The 14,590-nt window shown below is 70.7% G+C and carries 16 protein-coding genes and 1 pseudogene; 11 read left to right on the forward strand and 6 right to left on the reverse strand.

Annotated features, from left to right (window positions below; genetic code table 11):
- Together ACZ4WS_RS13375 and ACZ4WS_RS13380 are read right to left on the reverse strand one after the other, a co-directional pair.
- Positions 1–201 (reverse strand): cold-shock protein (locus ACZ4WS_RS13375; protein WP_020871138.1); only part of this gene is annotated, 201 nt, incomplete at its 3' end.
- Between the two features lie 258 nt (positions 202–459).
- Positions 460–798 carry a MerR family transcriptional regulator gene (locus tag ACZ4WS_RS13380; protein ID WP_467980010.1) on the reverse strand — a complete coding sequence of 113 codons (339 nt, stop codon included), beginning with the start codon at positions 796–798 and terminating at the stop codon, positions 460–462.
- Between the two features lie 188 nt (positions 799–986).
- On the opposite strand from ACZ4WS_RS13380, the gene ACZ4WS_RS13385 reads away from it, so the two are divergent.
- Positions 987–1,802 (forward strand): hypothetical protein, encoded by an 816-nt coding sequence (locus ACZ4WS_RS13385; RefSeq protein WP_467980012.1) that lies wholly within the window; start codon positions 987–989, stop codon positions 1,800–1,802.
- 175 nt (positions 1,803–1,977) lie between these two features.
- Positions 1,978–2,133, forward strand: coding sequence for a hypothetical protein (locus ACZ4WS_RS13390; RefSeq protein WP_467980553.1), 156 nt, complete (start codon positions 1,978–1,980; stop codon positions 2,131–2,133).
- Here the strand turns inward: ACZ4WS_RS13390 and ACZ4WS_RS13395 are convergent.
- Positions 2,130–2,408, reverse strand: a complete 279-nt coding sequence (locus ACZ4WS_RS13395) for a ribosomal protein L7/L12 (protein WP_467980014.1) — start codon at positions 2,406–2,408, stop codon at positions 2,130–2,132. The genes ACZ4WS_RS13390 and ACZ4WS_RS13395 overlap by 4 nt on opposite strands.
- An 11-nt stretch (positions 2,409–2,419) precedes the next feature.
- A complete protein-coding gene (locus ACZ4WS_RS13400; RefSeq protein ID WP_467980016.1) occupies positions 2,420–2,929 on the reverse strand; it encodes a MarR family winged helix-turn-helix transcriptional regulator in 510 nt (169 codons plus the stop codon).
- Positions 2,930–2,992: 63 nt separating this feature from the next.
- On the opposite strand from ACZ4WS_RS13400, the gene ACZ4WS_RS13405 reads away from it, so the two are divergent.
- The 5 genes from ACZ4WS_RS13405 to ACZ4WS_RS13425 all read left to right on the forward strand — a co-directional run bounded on the left by ACZ4WS_RS13405 (position 2,993) and on the right by ACZ4WS_RS13425 (position 6,680).
- Entirely contained in the window at positions 2,993–3,820 is an 828-nt protein-coding gene (locus tag ACZ4WS_RS13405; RefSeq protein WP_467980017.1) for an alpha/beta fold hydrolase, read from the forward strand.
- Between the two features lie 246 nt (positions 3,821–4,066).
- Positions 4,067–4,645 (forward strand): hypothetical protein, encoded by a 579-nt coding sequence (locus ACZ4WS_RS13410; RefSeq protein WP_467980018.1) that lies wholly within the window; start codon positions 4,067–4,069, stop codon positions 4,643–4,645.
- A gap of 162 nt (positions 4,646–4,807) precedes the next feature.
- A complete protein-coding gene (locus tag ACZ4WS_RS13415; protein WP_467980019.1) occupies positions 4,808–5,407 on the forward strand; it encodes a SigE family RNA polymerase sigma factor in 600 nt (199 codons plus the stop codon).
- On the forward strand, positions 5,404–6,147 hold the full coding sequence (locus tag ACZ4WS_RS13420) for a hypothetical protein (protein ID WP_467980020.1): 744 nt from the start codon (positions 5,404–5,406) through the stop codon (positions 6,145–6,147). Before ACZ4WS_RS13415 ends, ACZ4WS_RS13420 begins: the two co-directional genes overlap by 4 nt.
- 311 nt (positions 6,148–6,458) lie before the next feature.
- On the forward strand, positions 6,459–6,680 hold the full coding sequence (locus ACZ4WS_RS13425) for a hypothetical protein (protein ID WP_467750290.1): 222 nt from the start codon (positions 6,459–6,461) through the stop codon (positions 6,678–6,680).
- 53 nt (positions 6,681–6,733) lie between these two features.
- Here the strand turns inward: ACZ4WS_RS13425 and ACZ4WS_RS13430 are convergent.
- Positions 6,734–7,255: pseudogene (locus ACZ4WS_RS13430) on the reverse strand (TerD family protein); the annotation flags it as partial.
- Between the two features lie 218 nt (positions 7,256–7,473).
- Between ACZ4WS_RS13430 and ACZ4WS_RS13435 the strand changes: the two are divergent.
- On the forward strand, positions 7,474–9,312 hold the full coding sequence (locus ACZ4WS_RS13435) for an alkyl/aryl-sulfatase (protein WP_467980021.1): 1,839 nt from the start codon (positions 7,474–7,476) through the stop codon (positions 9,310–9,312).
- A gap of 146 nt (positions 9,313–9,458) precedes the next feature.
- Here the strand turns inward: ACZ4WS_RS13435 and ACZ4WS_RS13440 are convergent, their stop codons facing one another.
- Positions 9,459–10,802: a helix-turn-helix domain-containing protein gene (locus ACZ4WS_RS13440; RefSeq protein WP_467980023.1), complete on the reverse strand. Its 1,344-nt coding sequence runs from the start codon at positions 10,800–10,802 to the stop codon at positions 9,459–9,461.
- Between the two features lie 152 nt (positions 10,803–10,954).
- Between ACZ4WS_RS13440 and ACZ4WS_RS13445 the strand changes: the two genes are divergently transcribed.
- From ACZ4WS_RS13445 to ACZ4WS_RS13455, 3 genes are all read left to right on the forward strand, one after another.
- On the forward strand, positions 10,955–11,146 hold the full coding sequence (locus tag ACZ4WS_RS13445; RefSeq protein ID WP_467980025.1) for a hypothetical protein: 192 nt from the start codon (positions 10,955–10,957) through the stop codon (positions 11,144–11,146).
- A gap of 92 nt (positions 11,147–11,238) precedes the next feature.
- On the forward strand, positions 11,239–12,489 hold the full coding sequence (locus tag ACZ4WS_RS13450; protein WP_467980026.1) for an amidohydrolase: 1,251 nt from the start codon (positions 11,239–11,241) through the stop codon (positions 12,487–12,489).
- Between the two features lie 107 nt (positions 12,490–12,596).
- Positions 12,597–14,561 (forward strand): Ig-like domain repeat protein, encoded by a 1,965-nt coding sequence (locus tag ACZ4WS_RS13455; RefSeq protein ID WP_467980028.1) that lies wholly within the window; start codon positions 12,597–12,599, stop codon positions 14,559–14,561.
- Positions 14,562–14,590: the final 29 nt, after the last annotated feature.

Consider the following 14,590-nt stretch of genomic DNA (forward strand, 5'->3'; position numbering starts at 1 on the left):
GGCGGGGACGATGTTCTCCGCCTGCGGGCCCTTCTGGCCCTGCGTGACGTCGAAGGTCACCTTCTGGCCTTCCTGAAGCTCACGGAAGCCAGAGGTGGCGATGTTCGAGTAGTGGGCGAAGACGTCGGCGCCGCCGCCGTCCTGCTCGATGAAGCCGAAGCCCTTTTCAGCGTTGAACCACTTCACGGTGCCAGTAGCCATGTCATATCTCCTTCGGGGCAGTGCTCGAGAGCCCACACTGTGTGAGCTCGCGTCGCCGCGATGATTGCCCCGTCCGGAAACTGCACCGGAAAAACTTTGGGAACATCAACTGCAACTGAAATCGACCCTAGCACGGTCGGGACCTCGGAGGGGGCGCACTATCTCACCCCACTCCGGGGAATAAAAAAACTGGTGCTGCCACGCGCACATTTCTTCAGCGGCCAGAACAGATATTCGTACCGCCACCGGAGACGGTGTTCAGGCGCCCCGCGCCGCCGACCGGCGCAGTTCCGCGTTGAGCCGCAGCGCGTCGTCGAGGCGATCCTCCAGCGTGACGACGCGGCAGGCGGCCTCGACGGGCGTGCCCTGGTCGACCAGATCGCGGGCGCGGGCGGCGACCCGCAGCTGAGTGCGGGAGTAACGGCGGTGACCGCCCTCGGACCGCAGCGGAGTGATCAGCCCGGCCTCCCCGACAGCGCGCAGGAACGCGGGGGTGGCGCCGACCATCTCGGCGGCCCGGCCCATGGTGTACGCGGGGTAGTCGTCGTCGTCGAAACGGTCGGTGGGGTTCGCTGGGGTTCCCGGGGGCACGTGCATCGCCGTCCACTCTGACAGATGCGCGGAGGCGTCCGCCGAGGGGCCTGGACCGCTTTCTCCCCCCGGACGGGACGGGTGCGGGCGGCGGAGTGAGCGGACGTACTCACCCGGACGGCCCGGTGCGCTGGTGGGCGGCCGTGGGCGGTGGTGGCGTGGGAGGACACACCGTGTCCCGGGAGGCCTCCGCCATGAACCGTCCGTACTGTCTCCTCGCCTCCGCCCTGACCGCGGGCATGCTGCTGTCGACGGCCGCGTGCTCGAGCGGCGGCGGTTCCGGTGGTACGGAGGTCTCCGCCTCCGCCATGGCCAAGCCGTCCCCCGCCGCGTCGCCGAGCCCGTCCACCACGCTCACCGAGGCCCAGACCCGGACCGCGCTGATCACCAACACCGACCTCGGGTCGCAGTGGACCGAGACGCGGGGCGCGGCGACCTGGCGGGACGCCCTCCTCAAGGCCAAGGTCGACGTGTCGGGCTTCGTCACGGACAAGCAGAACGCCGCCGACTGCCAGAAACTGCTCGACGGTCTGTACGGGGAGGATCTGCTGGGCAAGCCGAAGGGGCCGAGCGCGGTCACCGGCTTCGACGACAGCGACAACGACGCGCAGATGCGCTACCAGGTCGCCACCTACACAAAGGCCGAGCTGGACGCCAAGCTGGCGTGGCTGAACACGCTGCCGGACAAGTGCGACCAGTTCGTGGCCACCGACAACAAGGGCGGCAAGCAGAACGTCCAGGTCATCTCGGAGAACCCGCCCGACGCCGGCGACGCCCGCGAGGGGATGCGGATGACCATGAGCGGTGAACTGGACGGCGAGTCCACCACGTTGACCCTCGACATCGCCGCCGTACGAGTCGGCGACAGCGCCATCTTCCTCACCAACGGCGGCCTCGGCGGCGCCGACGGCAACTCCACCGCCCAGGCCATCCAACAGGGCACCCAGCGCCTCCAGGACGTCCTCGCGGGCAAGACACCCGCCGAACAGCCGCCCGGCCAGCAGGACTGACCCCGGTGCTGAAGATCTTTTAGCCCGTCCGGCGTTTGAGGACGAGGCCGTCAGGCCGATAGCGGGGGTCTGGGGGCGCAGCCCCCAGGGAGGGGACGGGCAGGGGCGGAGGGGGCGATGTCCGGTTTCGACCAAGGCACGTCCCCGGTCCACCTCGTCGGGACACGGGCGGCGCGTGAGGCTGGTGGTCACCGGCGAGGACGGCGAGGCGCGCATCTCGTACGAGGACTACGCGGTGGCCCTCGTCGACGAGATCGAGAACCCCCGGCACCTGAACGCCCGCTTCACCGTGGGGTATTGCGGGCGCCGTCCACCAGGGCTCCGGCGCTAGCCCATCCGCTCGACGGCCTCCTTGGCCTCGGCGAGGCCGGCGCCCGTGGCCTCCCGATAGGCCTTGATCGCCTGGATCTTCTTGCCGTCCCGCAAGAACGCGGTGACCTGCGACAGCTCCGGGTCGTCCGGCTGGAGGCCGAGGTGATCGATGATCAGGTCGAGCTTCCGTTCGACGCGGGCGATTCTGCGGTCGGTCCGGCCGAGTTTGCTGTCCAGTCCCGCGAAGCTCGCGATCATGATCGCGGCAAGGGCGAAGAGTCCCATCATTTCCATGCTCAGCGATCCTAGAGCCCGTCCGCGCGGGCGCCCACGCGGCGCAACAGCCCCAGCAGCGTGGCCCGTTCGGCCTCGGTGAGCGGGGCGAAGGACGCACCGAGGACGTCGAGGGTGACGGCGCGGCCCGCCGCGAGGACGCGTTCGCCCGCCTCGGTGAGGTGGTGTTCTATACGGCGGCCACGGCCGGGGCGGCGTTCGATCAGCTGCTGGGCCGCCAGCCGGCTCGCCAGCGTCCCGAAGGACTGGTCGCCCTGGAAAGTGGCGACGGCCAGCTCGTGCGCGGAGGCACCGGGCGCGCGGGCGATCGCCCGCAGGGCATCCCACTGGGCGAGCGTCGTACCGACCTCCGCCAGTCGCGAGTCGAGCGCACGGTGATGCCGGTACTGCGCCCCCTTCACGGCACGCCCCAGCTCCTCGAGGCCGACCGATCGGTCGGCCTGCTCGACTCGATCCGCCCGGTCCGCCGGCTGTCCCTGATCGACCCGACGACCGGCCGGATCCTCGTGCTTCACGGTCATGCCCCCATCCTAATCCAGCGAATACGCTTACGTATATACGTATGCGTAGATACCTTGTCTCGCATGGCTGACACCGAGAGCACCGCCAAGACCCGTACCGTCTTCCCTCGCCCCGACCTCCCCCTCACCCTCACCGAGACCGGCCCCGCCGACGGCCGCACCGTGCTCGTGCTGCACGGCGGTGGGGGGCCCGGCACCGTGCAGGGCATCGCGGCGCATCTGGCCGGTCGAGGGGGGATGCGGGTCGTCCTTCCGACGCACCCCGGCTGGAACGGGACCGAGCGACCCGACTGGTTCACCGGTGTGGACGACCTCGCCATCGCCTATCTGCAGTGGCTGAAGGACGAGGGCCACCGCGACGTGCTCGTCGTCGGTTCCTCGCTCGGCGGCTGGATCGGCGCCGAGCTGGCCTTCCGCGACGACGGCGACCGCGTCACCGGGCTCGTGCTCGTCAACTCCGCCGGCGTGGCCGTCCCCGGTGAGCCGATCCGCGACGTCTTCGCCCTGGACCCGCGGGAGATGAGCACGTACTCCTTCCACGACCCCGCCCGTTTCGCGGTGGACCCCGCCGCCCTCACCGAGGACCGGATCGCGGCCCAGAAGGCCAACATGGCGACCATGCGGACGCTGTGCGGCGACCCGTACATGCACGACCCGAAACTCCTGAACCGCCTCGGGCGGGTCCGGATCCCGACCCTCGTGCTGTGGGGCGAGAGCGACCGCATCGTCACGCCCGCGTACGGGCGCGCCCTCGCGGCGGCGTTCCCGAACGGGCGGTTCGAGACGATCGCCGAGGCCGGTCACCTGCCCCACATCGAACAGCCCGCCGCGACCTTCGCCGCACTCGACGCCTACCTGGACAGCACATCCAAGGACGCTCCGGGCGCCTAGCCCCCGGAGGTTCCCGCGGTCAGGGAGCCGCCCGACCTGGCCGTGGCAACGGGTACGGCGACTGGAACGCGGGCTGGGAGCAGTGGCGGGCGGGCAGCGCGCTGACGTGACGCCCTCGGAGAAATCTTCTTCCCGGCGTCATCCGAGGTGCGGGCGCCGGGAGTTTGAAGGAGTGGAGAGGCGCCCTCCTACCCGTATCGCTCAAGGATCCTCAAAGGTCCACGCAACACGAGGAGTTGTCCGTTCATGACACGGATGCTGAAGTACGTGGCCGCCGCGGCGGTCGCCGCCGCGCTGGTGGGGGCGCCTACGGTGTCGTACGCCGTCTCGCAGGGGAAGGCGGCTCACGGCACCGGCCGGCAGGCCGTCGAGGCAGCCAAGTCCGTTGCCGCGAAGGCGCCCACGGCTCGCATCGTCGCCTCCGGCGAGCATGTGTGGGTCACCGACGGCGCGGAGGTCTGGCTCGCCGAGGAGGGCAAGTACTGGACGACGCCCGGGAATCCCGAGCCGCAGTTCCGCAGTGTGGTCGACGGGAACATCGACCGCAGCCGGCCGGGGGTGTCGATGCAGTCGGAGGGCGCGGACGGCCACTTCGTCCTCTCCGGCCTCTATTACGGCGGCAAGGGCACCGCCTCACGCGTAGAGGTGGAGACCGCGGCCGGGACCGTGCGCGGCAAGCTGCTGGAGCTGGCGGGCAAGCCCGGCTGGGGCGTCTGGTACGCCACCGCCGACGTATCGACGACCGATGACGACGGCGGTCTCGACCTCCTCGGCAACGTCACGGTCTACGACACCAAGGGCAAGGTCTACGCCCAGCTGAAGTGAGCGCGGGGGCGGTGGGGGGGGGGGGGGGGGGGGGGGGGGGGGGGGGGGGGGGGGGGGGGGGGGGGGGTGGTTTTCCCCCCCCCCCCCCCCCCCCCCACCCCCCACGCACCCCACCCTCACTCATCCGACCCCCAAGCACCCGACCCCGAGGGACCACCGGCCGTGTCGCACCACCCCACCGACGCCTCCCAAGTCCCCACCGACACCGACACCTCCCAGGTCCTCACCGATACCTTCCAAGTCACCGCCGAGAGCGGTGACTTCGCCGAGTACGCCACCGCGGCCTGGCCCCGCCTCGTCCGCACCGCGCACATGCTCACCGGGGACTTCCACGAGGCCGAGGATCTCGTCCAGACCACGCTGGCCAAGGTCTACGGACGCTGGGGGCGCGTCCCGCGCGACGACGTCGACTTCTACGTACGCCGCTCGCTGGTCAACAACAACCTCAGCCGGGTGCGCAAGAGACGGGTCGCGCAGCTGCTGATGCCGTTCCTGCCCGAGCGGGTGCACCTGCGCGAGCCCGGACACGCGGAGGCCGTAGAGCAGCGGGCGGCGCTGGACCAGGCGCTGGCCGCGCTGTCGGCGCGGCAGCGTGCCGTGCTGGTGCTGCGCTACTGGGAGGACCTGGGCGAGGCCGAGATCGCCGAGCTGCTCGGCTGCTCGGTCGGCACGGTCAAGACCCATGCCCGGCGCGGCCTCGAGGCGCTGCGCGCCCACCCCTTGTTCGCCGGCCGACACCCCGTTTCCGGAGCCCGCCCATGAACCACCCGTCCCGTTCCCCGCGCCCCCTGGCCGAGGCCGAGCGGCTGCGCGAGGTGTTCGCCGAGGCCGCGTACGACGTCACGCCCTCCCCGGTACCGCTGGCCGCCATCGAGCGCGAGGGCCGCCGGCGCGGGCGGCACCGTACGGCCGCCGTGCTGGGGGCCGCCTGTGGGGTGCTGCTGGTTCCGCTCGCCGTGGTGACGCTCCGCGCGGGCGTGTCCCCGGGACCGACGAGCGATCACGTGACACCGACACCCCCGGCCGCGAGCGCCCGCACCACGCGCCCCGCTCCCTCCGTGCCCGCCGGAAAGGTGCGGGTCGTGACGCCCGGCGAGCGGGTCCAGGTCTCGCCCGGGACCAAGATCTGGCTCACCGAGGACGGCAAGCACTGGACGGAGCCGGACCAGCCAGCCCAGTTCCGCAGCGTCTCCGACGGCAACCTCGACCTGAGCAAGCCGGGCGTCAGCCTCCAGGAGTCGGGGAATACGGACGGCTACTTCCTCTCCGGCATCTACCACGGCACGGGCGAGCCGGCGCGCGTCGAGGTCAGCACCGTCGCGGGCGACGTCAACGCCACCGCCCTCACGCTCGCCGGCAAGCCCGGCTGGGGCGTCTGGTACGCGGAGGTGAAGGTGCCGGTCGCCACGCCGTCCTCGGACTCCATGTTCGGCGTCACCAAGAAAGTCACGGTGTACGACTCGGCGGGCGAGGTGATCGCGAGCCAGGAGTTCGCCCCATGAGGGCCCGGATGGCCGTCATGGCGTGAGGGTCGCGAGGACCGCCGTCCGGGTTGCGGAGCGGGTGCGTGATGCCCATCTCGCCCCCGCCGCCCCTTACCGTCCCGACCTGGGGCTCCGCCCCGGACCCCGCTCCTCAAACGCCGGACGGGCTGAAATCAGCCCCTCCGGCGCTTGAGGACGAGGCCGTTCCGGCCGAAGCGGAGGTCTGGGGCAGTGGGGGTGAAAAACCCACCCCCAACCCCCGAGTCGCAGCGGGATCGAGACCGCCAAGCCCTACCGCGCACAAAAATAGGGCCCATACTGGCTACACGATGACGAAACCCTCCGCGCCCCGGCGCCACCTGCCCACCAGCCCCTTCGCCGCCCCGGTCATCCCCGTGGCCAAGGAGTTCAGCCTCGGAGACCGCGTCTCCCACGACCAGTACGGCCTGGGCACGATCGTCGGCGTCGAAGAGGGCATCGCGATGCTCGTCGACTTCGGCGCCCGCCAGGTCCGCGTCCTCAGCCCGTACACCCGGATGGACCGGCTCTGACCCGCACGAATGTGAAGTAACCGGATGCCCGGCCAGCTCACCCCGGCAGCCGCCTCCGCAGGTCCCTGAATCCGCGGAGTGCGGCGGTCCAGGTGGGCAACCACCTGGGTGTGGAAGCGGTCGACGGAGTCGTCGACACTGCGGATGAAGCCGGATTCGGCGTTGCCGCGGGTGTTGCCCATGCCGCGGAACAGGGAGAGCCGGAATCCGGTGATCTGTGCCCCGTTCCTGGGGAGGATGTCCGCCGGTTCGGGGCGGAGGCGCTCCAGCGTGCCTCGCAGACCGCCCACCTGACCTGCGACGAGGGTTTCGACGTGCAGGTCGGACGGGGCCCCGTCGAGCCGGCGGACAAGCCGCTTCACCCAGGTGAGGGGGTACCCCTGTTCGGGCGCCGCGATCTCGATGGACGTACGCACCTCGCTCGTGCGCAGGTCCGCGCTGAGAGCGAGGATGCCGGGGGTTCCCTCGATGCGCAGTTCGGCATCCAGCTTTCCGTCCTGGCAGAGCTGGTCCGCCTGGGCCGCGCGACGCTCGCGGGGATCCGTACCGCGCTTGGCGGTCCGCGGGACGGGAAGCGGGCCCCCAGATGCACGGCCGCACATGAACCCCCGCGGCCTTTGTTGCGTAATTGCGTGATTTCGCAGCAATGCGTGACATGCCTCATACGCGGCGCGTCACGGGAACCTTAGCGGTGCCTTCTGTGAGCGGGCGGGGGTTGGTCACCATTGATCATCCACAACTCGAACGGCCCACTCCGCTAGCCGCTCACCAGCCCGCACCCGAGGCTGGGCGTATGAGTGTCCCGGCGCGCGATGACCTTCCCTTCGATGATCTGACGGACTTCGAGAACGCCGATCGGGGGTTCATCGCGGCGTTGGAGCCGGGTGTGGTCAGGGACGGTGAAGGGCGGGTCGTCTATGACGGGGAGGCGTACGCGTTCCTTCAGGACGACTGTCCGGACAGTGCGCATCCCAGTCTGTGGCGGCAGGCGCGGCTGTGCGCGCGGCAGGGGTTGTACGAGGTCACCGAGAGTGTGTACCAGGTTCGGGGGCTCGATCTTTCGAACATGACCGTCGTCGAGGGCAAGCGGGGCGTGGTCGTCATCGATCCGCTGATCTCCGCCGAGTGCGCGGCGGCGGCCCTCGCCCTCTATCGCGAGCACCGCGGCGAGCGGCCCGTGACCGGGCTCGTCTACACGCACTCCCACGTCGACCACTTCGGCGGCTCCCGCGGGGTGCTGCCGCACGGCAGTGAGGGCGGGGTGCCCGTGCTCGCCCCGGAGGGGTTTCTCGAGCACGCGGTCAGTGAGAACGTCTTCGCCGGTAACGCGATGCTGCGACGCGCCGCGTTCATGCACGGGTCCCGGCTGCCGAAGGGGCCCGCCGCCCAGATCGGCACCGGCCTGGGCACCATCACCTCCACCGGCACCATCGGCCTCGTCGCGCCGACCGTGGACATCACCCGTACCGGGCAGGAGGAGGTCGTGGACGGCGTACGGTTCGTCTTCCAGCTGACGCCCGGCACCGAGGCGCCCGCCGAGATGAACTTCCTGCTGCGCGATCAGCGTGCCCTGTGCGTGGCCGAGAACGCCAGCCACACCCTGCACAACGTGCTGACCCTGCGCGGCGCCCTGGTCCGCGACGCCCGCGTCTGGGCCCGCTGTCTCGACGAGACGATCGACGTCTTCGGCGACACGTACGACGTCGCGTTCGCGTCCCATCACTGGCCGACCTGGGGCCGCGAGAACGTCGTCCGGTTCCTCGGCGAGCAACGGGACCTGTACGCCTACCTCCACGACCAGACGCTTCGCCTCCTCAACAACGGCCTGACCGGCACCGAGATCGCCGAGGAGCTGCGACTGCCGCCCGCCCTGGAGAACTCCTGGCACGCGCGCGGCTACTTCGGCTCCGTCAGTCACAACGTCAAAGCCGTTTACCAGCGGTACATGGGCTGGTACGACGGCAACCCCGCCCACCTCTGGGAGCATCCGCCCGTCGAACTCGCCCGCCGGTATGTGGAGTTGGCGGGCGGGAGGGAACAGGCGCTCGCCAAGGCGCGTGCGTACGTCGATGACGGCGATCTCCGCTTCGCCGCCACCCTCCTCAACCACCTCGTCTTCGCCGACCCCGACGACACGGCGGCCAAGGAGACCCTCGCCGGTGTCTACGAACGGCTCGGCCACGGCTCCGAGAACGGCACCTGGCGCAACTTCTACCTCACGGCCGCCCTGGAGCTGCGCCAGGGCACGGCCGACATCGAGATCGACACCGCGGGCTCCGAGATGACGTCCGCGCTGACCGTGAGCATGCTCCTCGACTCGCTCGCCGTCCGCATCGACGGCCCGCGCGCCTGGAACGAACACCTGACCCTCGACCTCGTCGTCATCGACGAGCAGCGCCGCCACCGGGTCAACCTCCACCACGGGGCGCTCACCCATCGCAGCATGCCGGTCCACCACACCCCGAAGCCGCACGCGGGGCTCACGCTCATCCTCACCCGGCCGGAACTGCTCGGCCTGCTCGCGGGCAAGGGCCTCGCGGGCATCGAGACGGACGGCGATCCGACCCTCCTGGACCACCTGCTCTCCTATGTCTCCGAGCCGGACAAGGCCTTCGCCGTGGTCACGCCCTAGCGACATTCGCCCCTGCTCCTCAAACGCCGGAGGGGCTGAAGTCTTTTAGCCCGTCCGGCGTTTGAGGACGAGGCCGTTCAGGCCGAAACGGGGGTCCGGGGGCGGCAGCCCCCAGGTGCGGGACGGGAAGGGGCGGAGGGGGCGAGTCAAAGCGGCGGCTGGGCCGGCGCCGGGCCCAGGGTCGTCGTGCCCGGGGCCGTGCGGTGGCCGAGCCCCGTGCGGTACGCGTCCATCGCTGCCTCGACCCGGCCCGTGCGCCGCAGCAGGTCGCCGAGCAGGCGGCACAGGTCGGCGAGATCGCCCGCCGCGCCCGCGCGCTCAAGGAGACTCAGCGCGCGCACGTAGTGTTCCTCGGCGGCCTCCGTGTCCCGGGCGTCCTCCGCGATGATGCCGAGGAGGCGGTGGGCGCCGGCCGAGTGGACGGCGCCGCGCTCGGGGCTGAGGTCGCCGAGGACCTCGTGCAGCAGCGCGGCGGCCTCGTCGGATTTTCCGCGCCGGTGGAGTACGTCGGCCAGCTCGACGGCGACCTGGCTGGTGTAGAGGGCGGCCCGCTTGGCGGAGAGCATGGTCTGCGCCTCCCGCAACTCGCTCTCCGCACGCTCCAGTTCGCCGTTCTGGGCGTACAGGTAACCGCGCATCCAGTGACAGTTGGCGAGTTCGGTACGGATCTGGAGCTGGCGGTAGAGCTCGGCGGCCTTGGCGAGCGAGGCGTCGGCCTCGGCGACCCGGCCCTCGGCGAGCATGGTGCGGGCGACGGAGCGGTGCATGCGCGCGACCAGGGCCGGATCGCCGACCTGGGGGGCGAGGGCCAGCGCGAACTCGGCCGCCTGGGCGGCGCGCGCATGCGCGCCCATGTCCATGTAGGGCGCGATGACGCCCGTGTAGAGGAGCAGAAGCGCGTCCGGGTCGTGCAGCCCGGTCCGGTTCAGCTCATCGAGAGTCGACTCGAACAAATAGCAGGAGTAGCGGAGTTCACCTGCGAGGTAGTGGGACACGGCCCGCCCGCGCACGGCGGGCACCCGCTGTGGCAGCGGCGCGTCGCCCATCCTCCGCTCCGACTCCTCGAAGCGCTGCCGGGCCGTGGCCAGGTCCCCGGTCTCCAGGGCGCATTCGCCGAGTCCGAGGAGTGCGGCGGCCTCTTCCCCGGCCAACCCGTGCGTGACCGCCTCCGCGAGGAGCCCGGCGTACTGCTCCGCCGCGACCTCGGCCTCACCGGTGGCGAGGGTGCGCTGCGCGTCGGTGAGCCGTAATCGCAGGTCGGTGGCGAGGCGGGCGGGCCGCCCGGTGACGAGTTCCTCGTACGCGACACCGAGCCGCTCGGCGATGTGCCGCAGCGCGGAGTCGGAGGGGCGGACCTTTCCCGCCTCCAGGGTGGAGATATAGGCGGGTGTGTACGCGGGCTCGGCCAGCTGCCGCTGCGTCAACCCGCGCTCTGTACGCAGCTGTTGCACCCTGCGCCCGATGATCTCCGGGCCGTCACGCTCCGCCATGAATTAAGCATGCCATTAAGCCGACTTACATTCGATCAACTCTTGACATTGTCCAACCTCCCCTTGCGCCCCTTGCCCTTCGGCGCCCCGAACCCCTACGTTAAGCGACGGATTAAGCCCGCTTAATACGCCGCTGTTGTTGCGAGGTCGCTGTGCTCCGACGTATTTTCTCGCGCTACTCCAGAGGGTTCGGTGCGGCCGTCGTCGCCGTGGCCGCGCTGGTCCTGGCGGCGAACGCGGGTCCCGCCAGGGCCGCGGAGCCGCCCCGGCACACCGAGCACGCCGACTACTCGCCGGGGGCGTCCTCGGACTCGGCGCCCAGCATCATGTCCTTGCGGCTGTAGAGGCATGACGCGGTCTCCTTCCGGGCAGCCACGAGGGGCCGGCGGGCCCACAGGGGGATCCCTCCAGCGGGACCGGCCCTTACCCTGACCCCGTGACCTCTTCCGCCGCCCGCACCGCGCTGGACCTCACCGCCGACCTCCCGGTCCCGGCCCTGGAGGACTTCTACCGGGATCTGCACCGGCATCCGGAGCTGTCGACGCATGAACACCGGACGGCGGCTCTTCTCGCCGAGCGGTTCCGGAAGGGCGGGTACGAGACCGTCGAGGGCGTGGGCGACACCGGTGTCGTCGGGGTGCTGCGGAACGGGGACGGCCCGACCGTGCTGCTGCGCGCCGACATGGACGCGCTCCCGGTCGCCGAGGAGACCGGGCTGCCGTACGCCTCCGAGACCGCCGGAGTCATGCACGCCTGCGGCCACGACCTGCACGTCACCTGGCTGACCGGCGCCGCCGACGCGCTCGCGGCGGGCCGCGACACCTGGTCCGGCACGCTGGTCGTGGTCGGCCAGCCCGCCGAGGAGACGGGCGAGGGCGCGGCACGGATGGTCGGGGACGGGCTGTACGAGCGGTTTCCGCGGCCTGATGTGCTGTTGGCCCAGCACGCCGCCCCCGGCCCCGCCGGGCTCTACGCGCACTCCCCGGGCCTGATCATGTCCGCCTCCACGGACATCGACATCGTCGTGCATGGGCGGGGCGGGCACGGTTCGCGTCCGGAGGCGACCGTCGACCCCGTGGTGACCGCGGCGTACATCGTGACCCGGCTGCAGACGGTCGTCAGCCGGGAGATCGCGGCGCGCGAGTCGGCGGTGCTGACGGTGGGGCGGATCGAGGCGGGCACGCGGCACAACATCATTCCGACCGAGGCCCGGCTCGCCCTCAACCTCCGTACGCAGTCGGACGAGGTGCGGGAGCGGATGATCGCCGCGATCCGGCGTATCGCGGCGGGCGAGTGCCTGGCCGCCGGGTGCCCGCGCGAGCCCGACGTCTTCGTCGGCAACAGCTTCCCGGTGACGGTCAACGACGCCGAGACCGACCGCCGTGTCGCTGCCGTGCACGGCGAGGTGTTCGGCGCCGGGACGATCCTCGATCCCGGACCGGCCATGGGCAGCGAGGACTTTCCCCGGCTCGCGGAGTTCCGGAAAGAGCGGATCCCCTACTCCTACTGGTTCGTGACGAGCACCCCCCACGACGTCTGGAACGCGGCCCCCGGCGGCGACCTCACGGAGCAGCTCGCGGCCGTGCCCAGCAACCACAGCCCGCACTTCGCGCCCGATCTGTCCACCGTCGCGCCGGGCGTGCGGACGCTGGTGTCAGGGGCGCTGGCCATGTTGTCCGTGGCATGACTTAGTCTTCGCTCACTCGCCACACGCGGCTCACAAGAAACACACGTCTGCCGCGTTCCTGGCGCCCACACTTTTCGTTCCGGGGGGTTCGAATAACCGTGCGAAAAATGCGCACTCTTCCGGCTGCCACGGCGCTGGCAGTCCTCTTCAGCTCGGCCGCCCTCGTCGCGGGCGGCACCGGCCTCGCCGCGGCCGACTCCAGCAAGCCCGTCCCCGTCTGGGCTCCGGACGACACCGCCGTGGACGGCGTGCACCAGCGGCTGTTCATCAGCGACAGCTACCTCAACCAGATCGTCGTCACCGACTACACCGGTGCGGTCCTCGGCAAGATCACCGGTCTGCCCCAGGTCAAGGACCTCGAACTCAGCCCGGACTCCGGCACCTTGTACGCGGCGGTCCCCGGCGGCGACAAGATCGTCGCCATCGACACGGCGCAGCTGACGCAGACCGCCGAGTACCCGACCGGCGCGCAGTCGGAGCCCTCCCGACTGGCCTTCGCCGAGGGCAAGCTGTGGTTCGCGTACGGCGACCAGTGGGACTCCGGGCTCGGCGCCGTCGACCTGACCGCCGAGACTCCGACGGTGACGCTCGACCTGGCGGTGGGCCACGACTTCGCGTCCCCGCCGATGCTGTACGCCGACCCGGACAACCCGGGCACGCTGGTCGCCGTCGACGCGGGCATCAGCTCCGGCCCGATCGTCGTCTACGACATCTCCTCCGGTACGCCGGCGCTCCGCGTGACCGCCGACAAGGGCAGCACCTACACGGACGCCGCGATCACCCCGGACGGCTCGTCCATCGTGGTGACCGGGCCCGGCCCCCGGGAGCTCACCGAGTACCGGCTCTCCGACCTGGAGGTGGTGCGCACCTACCCCGTGCCGGACAACCCGCGCGGCGTCAGCATCGCCCCGGACGGCACGGTCGCGGCGACCGTCTACGACTTCGACGACGTCGGCGACACGTACGTCTTCACGAACGGCCCCGACCAGCCCGCCAGCGTCCGCAACCTGGAACCGAGCGTGGTGTTCAACCGGCACACCGCGAGCTGGTCGCCCGACGGCAGCAAGCTGTTCGTGCTGACCGACGCGGGCGACGACGTCACCGACGTCAACGTCGTGGACGAGCCGCGCAAGTACGTGGGCACCCTGACGGTCAACGCGCCCGCCACGGCCACCCGCGCCAAGTCCCTCACCGTCAGCGGCAAGCTCACCGCCGCCCTGCCGCTGCCCGCCGGGACGCCCATCACCGTCACGCGCACCGACCTGGACTCCCCGAACGGCAAGTCGCTCGGGACCAAGACGATCGGTGCGGACGGCAAGTACTCCTTCACCGACACGCCGCCCGCGGGCAGCAAGGTGAAGTACACGGTGACGTACGCGGGCGACGCCACGCACACCGCGGTGTCCGCCTCGGACACGGTCGAGGTCTCGCGCTCCACGCCCACGCTGACGCTGAACAACAACGGCAAGGTGTACGCGTACGGCGCCGACGTGAAGTTCACGGCGCACCTGGGGTCGACGTACAAGAACCGCACGGTCGAGATCTGGGCGGACCCCTACGGCGCCGACAAGCCCAAGAAGCTGATCAAGACCGGCACGGTCAACTCGTCCGGCAACCTGTCCGTCACCCTCGACCTCAAGCGGGACACCAAGGTCACCGCGAAGTTCGCCGGCGACGCCCGCTACAACCCGAAGTCGACGGCCGTCACGGTCGGCGCCAAGGTGCAGGTGTCCACGGCGGTCAGCGGCCACTACAAGACCAAGTACGCCTGGAGCCACACGTACTACTACTTCCACAAGTCCAAGGACCCGCTGTTCACCACGACGATGACGGCGTACCAGGACCGCCGCCAGCGGCTGGAGCTCGAGGTCTACTACGACGGTGCCTGGCGTGACGCCGGTGCCCAGTACTTCTCGCTGAGCTCCACCGGCGTCTCCAAGGTGACCCTCGGCGGCACCCACGAGACCGGCTACCGCTTCCGCGTCCGCTCCTCGTACTACAACTTCTCGTCGGGCGACAACGTGAACTCGACGACGCACGGCGCCTGGAAGTACTTCATCTTCACCAGCTGAGGTGATCACGGGGGCGGGCCCGAGCGGCC

The organism is Streptomyces sp. NPDC029292 (assembly GCF_055569295.1).